Origin of the sequence: Rhizobium sp. BG4 (genome assembly GCF_016864575.1) — a bacterium.
Classification (GTDB): domain Bacteria; phylum Pseudomonadota; class Alphaproteobacteria; order Rhizobiales; family Rhizobiaceae; genus Rhizobium.
In genome coordinates this window covers 219970-233017 of the sequence record NZ_CP044127.1, presented here as the reverse complement: position 1 = coordinate 233017, position 13048 = coordinate 219970, and the positions used below count along the sequence as shown (strand labels likewise).

At 57.8% G+C, this 13048-nt stretch carries 18 protein-coding genes; 13 read left to right on the top strand and 5 right to left on the bottom strand.

What is annotated here, in order from left to right:
• The first annotated feature begins 24 nt into the window (after positions 1-24).
• The 3 genes from F2982_RS28790 to F2982_RS28780 all read left to right on the top strand — a co-directional run bounded on the left by F2982_RS28790 (position 25) and on the right by F2982_RS28780 (position 2562).
• Complete coding sequence (locus F2982_RS28790) at positions 25-291, top strand: hypothetical protein (RefSeq protein WP_203431533.1); 267 nt, start codon at positions 25-27, stop codon at positions 289-291.
• A gap of 449 nt (positions 292-740) precedes the next feature.
• Entirely contained in the window at positions 741-2180 is a 1440-nt protein-coding gene (locus F2982_RS28785; protein ID WP_203431532.1) for an ATPase domain-containing protein, read from the top strand.
• A 19-nt stretch (positions 2181-2199) separates the two neighbouring features.
• Positions 2200-2562: a response regulator gene (locus F2982_RS28780; protein WP_112720371.1), complete on the top strand. Its 363-nt coding sequence runs from the start codon at positions 2200-2202 to the stop codon at positions 2560-2562.
• A gap of 93 nt (positions 2563-2655) precedes the next feature.
• Here the strand turns inward: F2982_RS28780 and F2982_RS28775 are convergent, their stop codons facing one another.
• Positions 2656-3042, bottom strand: a complete 387-nt coding sequence (locus F2982_RS28775) for a response regulator (protein ID WP_203431531.1) — start codon at positions 3040-3042, stop codon at positions 2656-2658.
• Between the two features lie 206 nt (positions 3043-3248).
• On the opposite strand from F2982_RS28775, the gene F2982_RS28770 reads away from it, so the two are divergent.
• The 3 genes from F2982_RS28770 (at position 3249) to F2982_RS28760 (ending at position 4504) form a co-directional block, all read left to right on the top strand.
• Entirely contained in the window at positions 3249-3458 is a 210-nt protein-coding gene (locus tag F2982_RS28770; RefSeq protein WP_203431530.1) for a hypothetical protein, read from the top strand.
• On the top strand, positions 3451-3660 hold the full coding sequence (locus F2982_RS28765) for a hypothetical protein (RefSeq protein WP_112720368.1): 210 nt from the start codon (positions 3451-3453) through the stop codon (positions 3658-3660). The genes F2982_RS28770 and F2982_RS28765 overlap by 8 nt, the downstream gene beginning before the upstream one ends.
• A 343-nt stretch (positions 3661-4003) precedes the next feature.
• Entirely contained in the window at positions 4004-4504 is a 501-nt protein-coding gene (locus F2982_RS28760) for a ferritin-like domain-containing protein (RefSeq protein WP_112720367.1), read from the top strand.
• A gap of 40 nt (positions 4505-4544) precedes the next feature.
• On the opposite strand, the gene F2982_RS28755 is transcribed toward F2982_RS28760, so the two are convergent.
• Positions 4545-4835, bottom strand: coding sequence for a hypothetical protein (locus tag F2982_RS28755; protein ID WP_112720366.1), 291 nt, complete (start codon positions 4833-4835; stop codon positions 4545-4547).
• Between the two features lie 189 nt (positions 4836-5024).
• Between F2982_RS28755 and F2982_RS28750 the strand changes: the two genes are divergently transcribed.
• The gene (locus F2982_RS28750) at positions 5025-5279 is read left to right on the top strand and encodes a hypothetical protein (RefSeq protein ID WP_203431529.1); all 255 of its coding nucleotides are present in this window, start codon (positions 5025-5027) and stop codon (positions 5277-5279) included.
• A gap of 223 nt (positions 5280-5502) precedes the next feature.
• Here the strand turns inward: F2982_RS28750 and F2982_RS28745 are convergent, their stop codons facing one another.
• A complete protein-coding gene (locus F2982_RS28745) occupies positions 5503-7446 on the bottom strand; it encodes a PAS domain-containing sensor histidine kinase (RefSeq protein WP_203431528.1) in 1944 nt (647 codons plus the stop codon).
• Between the two features lie 556 nt (positions 7447-8002).
• Here F2982_RS28745 and F2982_RS28740 point away from each other — a divergent pair.
• The 4 genes from F2982_RS28740 (at position 8003) to F2982_RS28725 (ending at position 9847) form a co-directional block, all read left to right on the top strand.
• Positions 8003-8206, top strand: a complete 204-nt coding sequence (locus tag F2982_RS28740; RefSeq protein ID WP_203431527.1) for a hypothetical protein — start codon at positions 8003-8005, stop codon at positions 8204-8206.
• Between the two features lie 244 nt (positions 8207-8450).
• On the top strand, positions 8451-8696 hold the full coding sequence (locus tag F2982_RS28735) for a hypothetical protein (protein WP_130284381.1): 246 nt from the start codon (positions 8451-8453) through the stop codon (positions 8694-8696).
• Positions 8697-8812: 116 nt separating this feature from the next.
• Complete coding sequence (locus F2982_RS28730) at positions 8813-9241, top strand: response regulator (protein WP_348652544.1); 429 nt, start codon at positions 8813-8815, stop codon at positions 9239-9241.
• Between the two features lie 90 nt (positions 9242-9331).
• Positions 9332-9847, top strand: a complete 516-nt coding sequence (locus F2982_RS28725; RefSeq protein ID WP_112720362.1) for a sigma-70 family RNA polymerase sigma factor — start codon at positions 9332-9334, stop codon at positions 9845-9847.
• Here F2982_RS28725 and F2982_RS28720 read toward each other — a convergent pair.
• Entirely contained in the window at positions 9844-10461 is a 618-nt protein-coding gene (locus F2982_RS28720; RefSeq protein WP_203431526.1) for a Crp/Fnr family transcriptional regulator, read from the bottom strand. The genes F2982_RS28725 and F2982_RS28720 overlap by 4 nt on opposite strands.
• A gap of 241 nt (positions 10462-10702) precedes the next feature.
• On the opposite strand from F2982_RS28720, the gene F2982_RS28715 reads away from it, so the two are divergent.
• Together F2982_RS28715 and F2982_RS28710 are read left to right on the top strand one after the other, a co-directional pair.
• Positions 10703-10963 carry a hypothetical protein gene (locus tag F2982_RS28715; protein ID WP_203431525.1) on the top strand — a complete coding sequence of 87 codons (261 nt, stop codon included), beginning with the start codon at positions 10703-10705 and terminating at the stop codon, positions 10961-10963.
• A 155-nt stretch (positions 10964-11118) separates the two neighbouring features.
• Positions 11119-12648 carry a histidine kinase dimerization/phosphoacceptor domain -containing protein gene (locus F2982_RS28710; RefSeq protein ID WP_203431524.1) on the top strand — a complete coding sequence of 510 codons (1530 nt, stop codon included), beginning with the start codon at positions 11119-11121 and terminating at the stop codon, positions 12646-12648.
• 21 nt (positions 12649-12669) lie between these two features.
• Here the strand turns inward: F2982_RS28710 and F2982_RS28705 are convergent, their stop codons facing one another.
• Entirely contained in the window at positions 12670-13047 is a 378-nt protein-coding gene (locus F2982_RS28705) for a DUF4112 domain-containing protein (RefSeq protein ID WP_148194912.1), read from the bottom strand.
• Position 13048 lies beyond the last annotated feature (1 nt).

Here is a 13048-nt window from a genome sequence, read left to right as displayed (position 1 = left end):
GTTCTAATCAGAAAGGAGCCTATCATGATCTACGTCGCCTCCCCGCGTTTCAGTCAGGACCCGGCTGCCCGTGCGGCAAACCTCAAGGAATGTCTTGAGACGGCAAGCAAACATCTTGATGAGACATCTCGATCGTCATCTGCGGAGAAAATGGTCGCTCTGATCGAATCGGCAGTGCGGGCGGGATGGGAGGAAAATGAGGTCCGTGCCGCGCTATCGGCATCGCCTCAGCCCGGCGACGAAGCTGCGGACACGCCCTCACCGAACGTGGTGATGTCGTCGTCGATGTAAGTCTGCCCCTATCGGCGGCAATTCAAATGCCTGTGCGGCCGTTCGCGCGCAGCAGGGCGAACACCAACCCACTCGGCCTGAGCCGGAACCCGATCGATGAAGGGTCGGCCGCCCGAGACAACTGCCCTTGCCATCCTTGCTCAGCGAATCGATCATATTTAAGGGCATTGCAAGCGACCGCTGATCGACCGCAAATGTCTTTCCCCTGCCCTCGCCTCGACGGAGATACGAGGTATCGTGCGGCAAATTCGGCGATCGCGGCCTTTATAGGAAGCGTCGCCCGGTGTCCTTCTTATTTTTCATTAATCCAGAGAAAGCTTCGGCCTGCAGCAGAGGCCTAGGGATCGTCGACCGAACCGGCCGCTTCGCCAACGGCCTCATCATAAGGTGTTCCCAAATGGCGCCAAGCCTTCTAGGGTGCGGCAGGGGTAGTTGACGGAACCAGAATTGTGACACAGGCACTAGCAAGACTTCAAACGGGCGTTCCCGGCCTAGACGCCGTCCTTGGCGGAGGGCTCGTCGTCGGCGCATCATACATCCTGCAAGGCCACCCTGGCGCAGGAAAGACGATCTTCGCCAATCAGATCGCCTTCAAGACAGCCGAGAAGGGCAGCAAGGCGCTCTACGTCACGCTCCTTGCAGAGACGCACGAGCGGCTCTTTCAGGCGCTTGGCACTCTTGAGTTTTTCGACAGTTCACGTCTCGGTATCGACGTCACCTATGTCAGCGTGTTCCAGACCCTGCGTGATGAGGGTCTGTCGGCGGTCGTAAAGCTGATCCGGCAGGAGATCGCCCGTCAGGGGGCCACCCTGCTGGTGTTCGACGGGCTCCTGAATGCGCGTGATCGGGCCGATACGCAGCTTGACGTCAAAACCTTCGTCGCCGAGGTTCAGAGCCAAGCCGCCTTCGTCGGTTGCACTGTTTTATTCCTGACCAGCAGCCGGATCGCCGAAGAAAGCCCGGAGCATACAATGGTCGATGGGGTGATCGATCTTCATAACGAGTTGAGCGGTGTGCGCGCTGTTCGCCGCCTCCAGGTCAAGAAGTCCAGAGGAACCGCAGCACTTGGCGGGCACCATCAGTTCGAGATCACGTCTGATGGCGTGGCGGTATTTCCCCGAGTCGAGGCGCTTCTCGCTCATACGAGCGTGCCTGATCATGCGCCGACTGGATCAGTTTCGTCCGGGACGGGCGGTTTCGACGCATTGGTCGGAGGCGGCTTGCCTGAAGGTTCGGTATCACTCGTCTTCGGACCGTCAGGAAGCGGAAAAACCTCGCTCGGGATCAATTTCCTGTCGCTTGCGACGCAAGAGCAGCCGGCGCTTCATTTCGGCTTCTATGAGACGCCTGCCCGCCTGCGCGGCAAGGCAGCCGCGCTGGGTGTCGATTTCGAAGGGCTGATCAAAAATGGCGCTCTCGAAATGATCTGGAATCCGATGACCGAAAATCTCTTGGACAAGCTCGGACATCGTCTTCTCGACGCCGTGCGTGAGCGCGGCGTGAAAAGGCTGCTGATCGACGGCCTTGGCGGTTTCGAGCGTGGGGCGGTTCATCAACCGCGTATGGTCGAATTTTTCGCAGCTCTGACGAACGAACTGCGTGCGCTCAACGTTACTACAATCACGACCTGGGAACTGCGAGATCTCTTCGGACCCACGGTGACGGCGCCAGGATCGGAGATCTCCAGTCTCCTGGATAATCTGGTAATGCTGCGCCATGTAGAGATCGGATCGCGTTACAAGCGCACTGTTTCGGTCCTGAAGGTCCGTGACCGGGCGTTTGAACCGATCATCCATGAGATCGGATTCGGGCCGGGTGGGATGGAGGTTCGAGCGGCACTTGAACCGGTCGCGGGGGCCGCCACCGGATTGGCGCAGGGGCCGGCTTGACAACAGGGAACTGCCAGGGATGCCGCTGATCGTCATAGCCGAGGATGAATTCCTGCTCGCAGATGTCCTTACAATGATGCTGGAGGACGCGGGCTATGAGGTGGCCTCCGCATCACATGGAAAGGCCGCGCTGACGCTGGTCAAGCAAAAGCTGCCGGCGCTCGTCATAACGGATTTCATGATGCCGCTCATGACCGGTTTGGAGCTCGCTCAAGCTATGCGAGCTGATGCCACTCTTTCGTCCATTCCAATCGTGCTGGTAAGCGGCGCACAGGGAAGCATTGGGCGGGCGCACCCTGAGGTCTTCGATGCCGTCCTTGACAAGCCTTATCGGGAAAAAACGCTGATCGCGACCGTTGCCGGTCTGATCGGCAACAGGTGATAAAAGATCCACCAAACGTTTTCGGAAGAGGCAGAGAGCTCTGCTCGTCGTCTAGCCTAGTTATTATGAGCGTCCCGAAGTTTTGAAATGCCGTCATTGGGCTTTTGATGAGTTCGGCTCGGTATGCTCTGGACTAGCCCGAATGGCTGCGGCCAGTCGTATGGCGTGTCGCACAGCCTCGCGCGTCACCGGCTTTGCCGCGCCGCCCATCGCGTCGCTGGAACCCTTCGGCGCGTCCTGACCGTTCGTCAAATAAACAACCCCAATCCCAAAACCATTGACCAGGCTTTTGGCAATCTCCGGGCCGGTCATTCCGTTGCCAAGACGGATGTCGATGAGGGCGACGTCTGCGAGAGGCGCAAGTTCGAGCGCTTCGGCCAGCGTCGTGGCAATCCCGATCACTTCCCCGCCCTCCTGCAGGATGACCTCCTCGATTTCAAGAAACATCTGAGGCTCGTCTTCAATAACCAGGACGCGCATACCCACTCTCCCTCATGAAAGACGCCTCTAAACCAGAATAGCACGGGAGCGCCGGAGCGCAGACGATAAGTCAATGCCGGACTGCCATTGTCCGAAACCGGACATTTTTGAAAGAAGGCCGCGGCCGTGGGGTATCGAGGGAACATGACGGTCATCCCCGGGTTAGACTTCTAGACCGTTTCGAACAACGACCAAGGAGAAGCAAAATGGGAATGAATTCTCCCAAAGACGGGATGCCCGGCACGACGGACCAGTCGCCGCGCTGGGAAGGACCGAAATCGAACACGCCGCGCGGCTACATGCCAGCCAAGGACGATCCGGATCTCGACCGTGACGCCATGGGCGAGAACAATCGCGACCCAGAGACCAGAAAGATCTCCGACGCACTGAAGACAAAGGAGAACAGTGATGAGTAACGTCGAAAAGGATGCACGCGGACAGTTTGCGAAATCACAAGGTGACCGCAAGGCGTCCGGCGTCCACAGCGCCAAGCCCACTGTCGTGACCGGCTCAGAGGATGCGACAGCTCACAAGCGTCCTCCAGGTTCCAAAAAGCCGGAAAAGGACTGGGACATCAACTATGACCCGTCAGAAATGAACGAGGGACGCTCTCACTGACCCAATCCGGGGCTCCGCTGTATCAGGAAGCTTGAAGACGGTGATCAAGGTCAGGAAATCAGCGTTCGTTGGACAAGCCGCGTCGCCTTCGAAGATCCACGCGGCGAAAAACGTATGCGAACGTTTATGACGCGATGTGCCAGTGTTCGCCGGAGCATGGCTGATGCACTCTCCTCCGAGCGACTTCAAGTTCTCGATCTCGTAGCAGTTAGTGCCGTCATCGTGATGATGCCGCTGGTTGTGGTTCACGCGAGTTCGTCACCGCTTCTAGCGGGAACACCAGTTTTGGAACAAAGGACGCCGCTGTTTGTTGGACGCGTGCAAACCTAAAAAGGAGAACGACATGGCCACAGCAAAGACCCTCGACGACCTGTTTCTCGACACTCTCAAGGACATCTATTATGCCGAAAAGCAGATTTTGCGTGCACTACCGAAAATGGCCCGGGCTGCACAGTCTGAAGATGGCAAGGAAGGTTTTCTGAAGCATCGCGACGAAACTCAAGGCCAGATCGAGCGCCTGGAACAGGTATTCGAGATCATTGGGAAGCCGGCCCGAGGCAAGACCTGCGAGGCGATCCAGGGGATCATTGCAGAAGCAAACGAAATCATCGAGGAATTCGACGGAAGCATTGCTCTCGATGCTGGCCTGATCTCGTCAGCGCAGGCTGTAGAGCATTATGAAATTGCGCGCTACGGCACGCTGATTGCGTGGGCCAAGCAGCTCGGGCACAAGCAGGCAGTCACCCTTCTCCAGCAGAACCTTGCGGAGGAGGAGGCAACCGACAAGAAACTGACAGAACTTGCACTGTCAGCGGCGAACGCCAAGGGCACCAAGGCAGCTTGACATCTTGAAGCGCTGCGGCACGGTCGCAGCGCTTCACACCTCAGGCATTGTCAAGTATCGGCCAGTAGCAGTCGTTCCGGAAATCCGCTGGAATTGGGTCGAGGCGTGATAAGGCGCCTACCACAAATTCAATTTGCATTCGAAAGTGATCAACAGAACGCGGCACCGCAATACCGGTAATGCGCCGCCGTGCCTCCAGCCGATCATAGCCCGAATCTCGCAGCCGACGCGCGCCCTCTCTTCTGACCTGCGCTACATCAACCTGAGCGGCATTGTCTCCATTCACCCACCCATTGGCCGCGAGGCCACCCTCGATCACCCTGAATGCCATCTTCGTTCCACCGTCACCCCGACCCTAACTGGGATCAGAATCCGATTCGACGCAACGGCATCGATAGCGGGGCGGACGATGGTCGATTGATTCTAGCGGCGGTCATTGCTGATTTGCAACAGCTGGCCACAGGTGGGCAGGAACAACTTTCCGCCTGGTTCGATTGAGCAACTATTCAAGGGGCTGCAAATGACGAACTACCTGACATTGGAGGCCGGATGCGAGCGCAAGGGTGACTTAATCGTCAAACTTACCGTTCAAGTCACCAAATCCGCGGATTCATTCGAAACATCAAGGTTCGGAAGACGAGGACATGGTCTTTCTGGCGAGGAGACGGAACCGCCCGTTGTCCTGAGATCGCCGGTAATCATCTCGGCGATGCCAATATTGATCGAGCTTACGGAAGGTGTCGAGTGGGACGAAAGATGGGATCAACGCGCATGAAGCTTGTAAACCGGTTTGCACGGCAACATCAAAGCTTGCACACTGAGCCAAAAGATTCCGGATGCCAAAAGATAACAACCCGCTCGAGCGGATCCCTTGTCGGGCAGGCAGGCTCTCGTCACTGGGTTCCACCGCATCTTCGCGCAGCGGCTGGCAGATCAGTACGGAGTGACCGGTCAAAAGAGCGACAAATAGAATGTACGCAAACGGGGCTGAAGAACCTTCATTCTCCAATTCGATCAAGCAGGGCGGCAGGTCTGGCAGCTGCCAGCGCGACACTCAGCTGTGCCTGCGTGAATGGTTTCGAGAGCTTCACGACGTGTGGCGCCGTGCCGTCGGGCAGCTCCGCATAGCCTGTGGCAAGAACCAGCGCCACGGACGGGTGCGAAAGGCCGACTGTTCGGATCAGCTCCGCCCCTGTCATATTTGGCATGGCATGATCGGTCAGGATGACGTCCGGAATGAACCCTTCCTTGAGCAACTCGAGCACCTGCCCCGCTGATTCTGCCTGTATGGCCTCGTGGCCCAGATCTTCCAGCATCAGAATAGTGTTCATCAAGACGAGAGCATCGTCATCGACGGCAAGAACAGTCAATTGCGACGGTGATTGGACAAGCGGTTCGCTTGGCAGATGGGACGCCGGCTCGGTCAGATCAGCCGCGACTGGCAACCACAGTTGCGCCGTGCAACCAAGGCCCGGCGCCGACTTCAGATGAAGGGCCCCGCCTGCCTGGGCCATAAGGCCCTGGACCATGGGCAAACCCAGTCCAGTACCTTTGCCAATTCCCTTGGTTGTGAAAAAGGGCGTCGTGGCAAGCTCCAGGGTCTCGTCATCCATGCCGCCTCCTTGATCGGCGACCGAAAGACAGACATAGTGTCCCGATGGCAGTCCCTGGCTGTTGGTACCTGTGAGGCTTTGGCTCCCGGCGCTAATCGTGATCGTGCCACCATCGGGCATGGCATCACGCGCATTGACGACCAGATTCAGGAGAGCGTTTTCAAGCTGATTTGCATCCGACAGAACTGCCGGCAGGTCAGGCTCAAATCGGCTCACGATCTCGATCGCCGGACCGATCGAGCGTTCCATCAGTTCCGTCATTCCGCTTACAAGATCAGCGACCTTGACCGGTTCAAGTTTGAGGTCCTGCTTGCGGGAGAATGCCAGCAGCCGCTTCGTGAGAGACGCGCCCCTTCGCGCGCCGACGATGGCGTTGTCAATCAAATCGAGGACGCCTTCCCCGGCCAGGGTTCGTTTGCGGGCGATCTCAAGGCTGCCAAGGATTGCCATCAGCAGATTGTTGAAGTCGTGCGCGACCCCGCCGGTCAGCTGACCGACCGCCTCCATCTTCTGCGCCTGAAATAGCTCCTGCTGTGCACGGACCAACGCTTCTTCGGCCTGCCGCTTCTCGGTAATATCGCGGGTGATCTTCGCAAAGCCGACAAGGCTGCCGTCATCGGCATGTATGGCATCTATTATGACATTTGCCCAGAAGCGGCTGCCGTCCTTTCTGATCCTCCAGCCTTCCTTCTCAAAACGGCCTTCGCGCGCGGCTGTTTCAAGGGCTATAGAAGGCAGACCCGCTGCCTTGTCCTCGTCGGTGTAAAAGCGTGAGAAATGCTGCCCGATGATTTCGTCGGGCAGAAAGCCCTTGATGCGCTGAGCGCCAGCGTTCCAGCTGGAAACCTGGCCATCGGGATCGAGCAGATATATCGCGTAATCCGTGACACCCTGAACGAGCATGCGGAACTGCTCTTCCTGACGCTTGAGAATCTGTTCGGCCTTCTTGCGCTCAGAAAGATCCCTGGTGATTTTGGCAAAGCCGAGGAGCAATCCGCGACTATCGCGGATCGCATCGATCACGACATGGGCTGGGAAACGCTCCCCGTTCTTTCTGAGCCTGAAGCCCTCTGCCTCGAAGCGGCCGGTTGTGGCTGCCGTCTCCAGTGCGGTTGCGGGAACGCCGGATGCCCGGTCTTCCGGCGTATAGAAGCGCGAAAAGTGTTCACCGAGGATTTCGTCCTCCTCGTATCCCTTAAGGCGCTTGGCGCCCATGCTCCAACTGTTTACCCGTCCTTGCGGGTCAAGCATATAGATGGCGTAGTCGGTGATAGCATCGACGAGCAGCCTATATCGGCCGTCCAGGTCGCTCCCCTCAAGATCTGTCATGCTGGCAGTCCCAAAATCACTTTGCGCTATGGAGGTTTGGATAACAGCTATGATTTAGTCCAACCCGTTCATCCGGCAAGGCTGTGTACGATTCCGGTCATAAGGACCATATCTACTAGTCGAAGCTGAAGTTGTCTGGAAGCGGCGTAGCAATGCTGCAACAGTTTTCGTCATCGGTACTTCGAGATTTGGGAATGTCCGGTCTGTGGGACGGTGCCTCGGCACCGACAGCGCCACGGCGCGCACTCTCGAAACTGAAGATCCATCAGCATGGGACTGGACGGGCTCGCCCGCTATCCGCACTTTGTAGACCACCCGGACCTGTCTCATCGTCGAGAGCTTAAAAGCCATCGAACTTTGCGAGAGAGAGGGCGTTCGATCTTATGCGAAGCGAAATCGGACCGATCTCCGCTTGAACAAAATCGGAAAATTATCGTTTGCTTTCTATCGCGCGGGAGCCAGCATGATTCTCCAAAAGGGAAGCTTCGCTGCAGACTATCTGACTGGCACGCACATACGGAAAAGCCAGCGAAGTGAAAGATAAGGCGATTTGTCGATGAACCAGCCTCGAACGGTAAGATTGACCCGCGCCGATGCCGAGAGCATTGGACAATTGATCCGGTTCTGCCGGGAGCTCGCCAGCATTGTCCGCGATGCAGATCTTGCCGAACTGGATCAAATTACGGCCGCCATTAATCAGGCGCAGGCGTTTCTTGAGCGCAATGAAGACATGATCGAGCCGGACAACGCCCCGGTTTAAGACTGCTGTTCAATTTCGGCCATCCCGTCGCCGCATGGCGCGCCGGATAAGACCCTTCTGCCGTCTTTGCTCGATAAGGTAGTCAGCATACCCAAGGGCAACGTACAATAATGTTCGTCCGGCAACAGCGGCAATCAGCAGCAGTGCTATCAAAATGATCCATGTCATTGGAACGCCTCGGTATCGGGATGATGCTTCAAACGTGGAAATACCAGCCTGGTTCCCAACATCCGGGCTGTCGTCCATGGAACTGCTGGCGGCCTCGGTAGTTCGACGAAGCGACATGGGATACAGCCACGCGATGGAACCCTTTCGATCGAAATATGAATGGCGCAGGACAGGCACCGGATCCCTGGATGGCTTCGACGGCAACGTCCGTTTTGGGCGGGTTATCTTTGAGGTGGGTGGCGGCCCGCGGCAATGGCGATGGGAAGGCGGGCTTGACCCACGGATCAAGATGATCATTAAACCGCACGTCGGGGCAGCTTAACGAGAATCGGATGCTGTTGCACTGGTCGAAGCCCACTACGAAAGCTGCCTCAGATTGAATGGGCTGACAAAAGGCCGGGCGATCCAGTTCTCGTGGAGCGACGTACAGGAAGGACAGTGACGCTGACGCGCGGAGGCGGTGCCTCGCTCGGCATGGAGGGTAATGTGGATCAGAAGCTTAGCCTGCTCACTGGGAAGAATATCCTGATCGTTGAAGACGAATATTTCGTCGCCGACGATGTGCGGCAGGCACTCGAGTGGGCGGGAGCGTGCGTGGTCGGCCCGGCGCCTTCTGTCGAAGCCGGCATGGTATTAATCGACACGCGTGCCATCGACGGCGCGATCCTGGACATCCGGCTTGACGGTGAGACGGTTTTTCCGATTGCCGAACGGCTTCAGACAATGGGAATACCGTTTGTGTTCGCGACCGCTTATATCCGCAGCCAGATTCCCGACCGCTACGTGGGATATCATCTTTGCGAAAAGCCGACGGAACTCGGCGCCATTGCTGTCGCGCTTTTCGGCACCGCGAGAGGTGACCATTAGGCACCGATCCCTAGGTACGGTTGCGTACCTTGCCCTTTTCACCCGGAACAAAGGTACCTTCTGAGCTTTGATGAGGCAGGGAGGTGCACAATGGCCCTTAAAATCAATCGACAGTCGAACATAGAGCACGAGCTGGTCCTTCTGTTGCCGGCTCTGCGCGCTTTTGCGAGGACTTTTCATCGCAATCCGACCGAGGCGGACGACCTCGTCCAGGAAACGGTGGTCAAGGCGCTATCACACATTGACCGCTTTCAAGAGGGCACAAGGCTGAAGTCGTGGCTCTTTACCATCATGCGAAACACTTTCTGCTCGAAGTTTCGTGTCGGGAAGCGGGAGATTCTTGGCGCCGAAGATTGCGCCTCCTCACGTGGCAGCGTCCCACCCGAGCAGGAGTGGCGCGTGCGAGGCCATGAACTCGAGCGTGCCTGCGGCCAACTGCCCGAACCCTATCGATCGGCATTCGAGTTCGTGTTCATCGAAGGCCACTCCTATGAAGCGGCCAGTGAGCACTTCGATTGTCCAACCGGAACGATCAAAAGCCGCGTCAACCGAGCAAGAGAGCGGATTGCGCAAGACCTTGGCGAGTTGAAGAGTGGGACGCCCTAGCTGGGAGCATTGGGGCGCAGCGTTGCGACAAGATCGCGATAGGCGCTTTCTGCCTGCCCGTAGCAGCCCTGGCAGAATTGTTCCAGTCCGCGGCGATCCCTCACCACGACGAGACTGCGTTCCGAATGGATCGATCGCCGGCCCTCAAGCACATGAAGCGCCGTCGTCACGCTTGGACGGCGAACAGCCAGCATGAGTGAGAGGAATTCGTGTGTGAGGGATACACGGTCGCCGTCGATGCGGTCGTGGCACATCAATATCCAGCGCGCCAGGCGCTCTTCGACGGAGCAGTTGGCGTTTGCCAAGGCCGTCGAAGCTGTCTGCACCAGGAAGCTCTGGGCATACCGGTACATGATCTCGCTTACTGCCGGGTGGACTAGCAGGACGGGCCGGAAATTCTTTGTGCGGGCCCGCAGGCCATATCCCTCGACTTGCATGACGGCATCGAACGGCGCGCTTTGCCCCGTGGGCAATCCAGCGATTGGCGCTGCCCCCTCCCGTCCGACAATGCCCACCTCGCAAGACCGGCCCTCCGACGTCGTCATGATGATCGAGGCTATACCACCCTCCAGAAAGTAACAGAATTCCGGAACCTTCCCACTGGTCGAGAGCATCGTATTCTTTGCAAGGACGACAGGTTCAAGAAGAGGCCGTAGCGCAGACATCGCGTCTTTTGCGATAACAGAAAGCAGGTCCGTTGCGTTCGACTGCCTCGGTGGATGTGTCCATTGGCCGATCTCCCTTTGCCTCCCGAACGTCGGCGCAAAGCGCGAGTTCCAGCGCGGCGAACTCACCAAGGCCGGAACTTTCTACCTTGGAAACTGTTCGGCAATTTTCCTGAAAGGAGTTCGGCAGATGAGCGAGACCGCGCTGACACCGGGTCTGGAAGTTGTGCCCTCGGATGATCCAAATGTCTTCAACCTCGCGCACGAGGGTACGTATATCGGGGTTCTGGCCTGCGACGGCAGCAACCTGACCAGCAAGGCTCCGTGGGGTTGGCGTCTGAGCGTTGGTCACGGCGTTGGCACCTTGCCGCCGACTGGGACCTCGGCCAGTATAGAGGAGGCGATCGCTCAGGCTGAACGCGCCCTTCGCCGGATTACGACACGGCGCTGACCCGACTGTCAGGAGGGCAATCGACCAGGACCGTTCGCCTTCCAGTGCCCGTCCGGCCGATCAATCGCAGCCTTTCGCGTGTTTGTCTTCTGGCAGACATTGACTCCTATAGCCTGCTATCAGAGAAATGAAATCTACCGTTCGGCGGGGATTGAATGCGAACCCAACGCGATTCCACGATAGTTGGAAAGGCAGCGGTCGGCGCGATTGCGGCGATGTTCTGCGGATTGGCGGTCGTCCTTTCCTTGTGGCTCCATTCGAGCTACTGGTCGGCCGTCACACGCGGTGAAGAACAGGTCACGGCGACAACCAAGATCGTCGCTGCAAACGCGATCTGGATCAATTCGCTCGCTCGCCAGACGCTCTATCGCATGGCCGATGCGGTGGGTGACGCTTCCCAGCCGCTCGACGCTACCGGCATCAAGCATCTCAACCAGGCGACAGCCGGATTGCCTGTCACCGCAACGGCATACGTCATTGCGCCCGACGGCCACGTGATTTACTCCAACGATCGCGAGAACAGCCCTTCCGACATCGCCGATCAGCTTTTCTTCAAGCGATTGTCGAATGGGGCGGAGGATTACACTTCCGCTTTGACAATGCTTCGAGGCACGAACCGTCATGTGTTCCTGTCGGCAACAAGGATCGAGCGTAACCGAATTTTCGCAGGAGTTGCCGTGCTTGCCTTCGATGCCGGGATGCTGAGGGCGATATGGGATGCCGCATCCCTCGGAAAAGGTTCAACGGTCAGTTTCATCCGACGTGACGGGAAGCTGATCGCCAGGCATCCCGAAGCAAAGGATCCGGTCGATCTCGGTAACTATGTGCTGTTTACAGACTATATGCGAAAGGCAACGGCGGGCACCTACATATCGGCATCGCCCGTCGACGGTGTCACCAGGCTCGTCGGCTACCGGATCGTCGAGCGCACGCCCTTCGTGGCAATCGCCTCGGCAGAAGTGTCAGCCATCATGTGGCCGTTCTGGCGTGACGTCCTGACAGCGGCGACCGTTCTTCTGCTTGCGCTTGCCGCAGCCACGACCGGCGCCTTGAAGATCCTCAGTCTCGCCAAGGCCGAAGCACAACGCACCACCGAGCTCGCACAGGCAGTGCGCACCAACAAGGTGCTGATGCGCGAGATTCACCACCGGGTGAAGAACAATCTCCAGACCGTGATGGCTTTGATCCGGCTTCAGGGCCTCAAGCAGGAGACAGTCCAACGGCTGCACGAGCGTATCATTGCCATGTCAGCTGTCCATGAGCAGATGTATGGCTTCGACCAGTTTCGAAGTGTCCAAGCACGCGATTTCATACCAAACCTCGTCAGAACCCTCGTTGACCTCCATGATCGCGACATAGCACTTAATTTCGAGATCGACGATATCGAGATCGATGCGGACAAGGCAACACCGTTCGCGCTTCTCCTTAACGAACTCCTGACCAATGCAATGAAGTATGCTTTCGACACGCGCCAAGATGGCCGCATCGAGGTTCGGCTTCAAAAACTGTCTACCGGGCGGGTCAGACTGGAGGTGAGCGATGACGGAATCGGCTATGTGCCGGCAGGCGCCAGGTCAGGGATGGGAACCCGGCTGATCAAGTCATTTGTTTCGCAGATGAGCGGGGAATATCGCTATGAGCAGGCCGGCGGAACGGTCTTTATCGCGGAAATCTCACTCGGATAGCGGCGACGCGCAGCGTCATCGTCAGGACTGTCGGTCGATCCCGAAATGGTCGAGGATGATGCGGGCGTTACGCCGGTGGGATTTGAAATAGACATCGAAGAAGTCGCCTGCAATCGGGATGGTGCCCGACGCCGCATCAAGCCCGAGATTGACAAGCATTTTGACGAGCTTTTCGCGCGGAAGGCCTAGCTGTCGCGCCTCGTTGATGATCACCAGCCCAACCAGCGATCCGGCAATATCGCCAATGCCCGGGATCAGACCGAGTATCGCATCGGCGCCGAACCTTATCCCAAGGCCAGGAATGCCAACAGCGGTGTCCATGAGGTTTGCGAGGCGCATTGCACGACGGATCCGCACTTCCTCTGCTGGCGTCGGCCCCGAGTTGCGCCTAAAACTCATC

Excerpts from the sequence above, each read along its gene's own strand:
- F2982_RS28790 (WP_203431533.1), top strand. The coding sequence starts at position 25 with ATGATCTACGTCGCCTCCCCGCGTTTCAGTCAGGACCCGGCTGCCCGT.
- F2982_RS28780 (WP_112720371.1), top strand. The coding sequence starts at position 2,200 with ATGCCGCTGATCGTCATAGCCGAGGATGAATTCCTGCTCGCAGATGTC.
- F2982_RS28775 (WP_203431531.1), bottom strand. The coding sequence starts at position 3,042 with ATGCGCGTCCTGGTTATTGAAGACGAGCCTCAGATGTTTCTTGAAATC.
- F2982_RS28770 (WP_203431530.1), top strand. The coding sequence starts at position 3,249 with ATGGGAATGAATTCTCCCAAAGACGGGATGCCCGGCACGACGGACCAG.
- F2982_RS28765 (WP_112720368.1), top strand. The coding sequence starts at position 3,451 with ATGAGTAACGTCGAAAAGGATGCACGCGGACAGTTTGCGAAATCACAA.
- F2982_RS28760 (WP_112720367.1), top strand. The coding sequence starts at position 4,004 with ATGGCCACAGCAAAGACCCTCGACGACCTGTTTCTCGACACTCTCAAG.
- F2982_RS28755 (WP_112720366.1), bottom strand. The coding sequence starts at position 4,835 with ATGGCATTCAGGGTGATCGAGGGTGGCCTCGCGGCCAATGGGTGGGTG.
- F2982_RS28750 (WP_203431529.1), top strand. The coding sequence starts at position 5,025 with ATGACGAACTACCTGACATTGGAGGCCGGATGCGAGCGCAAGGGTGAC.
- F2982_RS28745 (WP_203431528.1), bottom strand. The coding sequence starts at position 7,446 with ATGACAGATCTTGAGGGGAGCGACCTGGACGGCCGATATAGGCTGCTC.
- F2982_RS28740 (WP_203431527.1), top strand. The coding sequence starts at position 8,003 with ATGAACCAGCCTCGAACGGTAAGATTGACCCGCGCCGATGCCGAGAGC.
- F2982_RS28735 (WP_130284381.1), top strand. The coding sequence starts at position 8,451 with ATGGAACTGCTGGCGGCCTCGGTAGTTCGACGAAGCGACATGGGATAC.
- F2982_RS28725 (WP_112720362.1), top strand. The coding sequence starts at position 9,332 with ATGGCCCTTAAAATCAATCGACAGTCGAACATAGAGCACGAGCTGGTC.
- F2982_RS28720 (WP_203431526.1), bottom strand. The coding sequence starts at position 10,461 with ATGCTCTCGACCAGTGGGAAGGTTCCGGAATTCTGTTACTTTCTGGAG.
- F2982_RS28715 (WP_203431525.1), top strand. The coding sequence starts at position 10,703 with ATGAGCGAGACCGCGCTGACACCGGGTCTGGAAGTTGTGCCCTCGGAT.
- F2982_RS28710 (WP_203431524.1), top strand. The coding sequence starts at position 11,119 with ATGCGAACCCAACGCGATTCCACGATAGTTGGAAAGGCAGCGGTCGGC.
- F2982_RS28705 (WP_148194912.1), bottom strand. The coding sequence starts at position 13,047 with ATGAGTTTTAGGCGCAACTCGGGGCCGACGCCAGCAGAGGAAGTGCGG.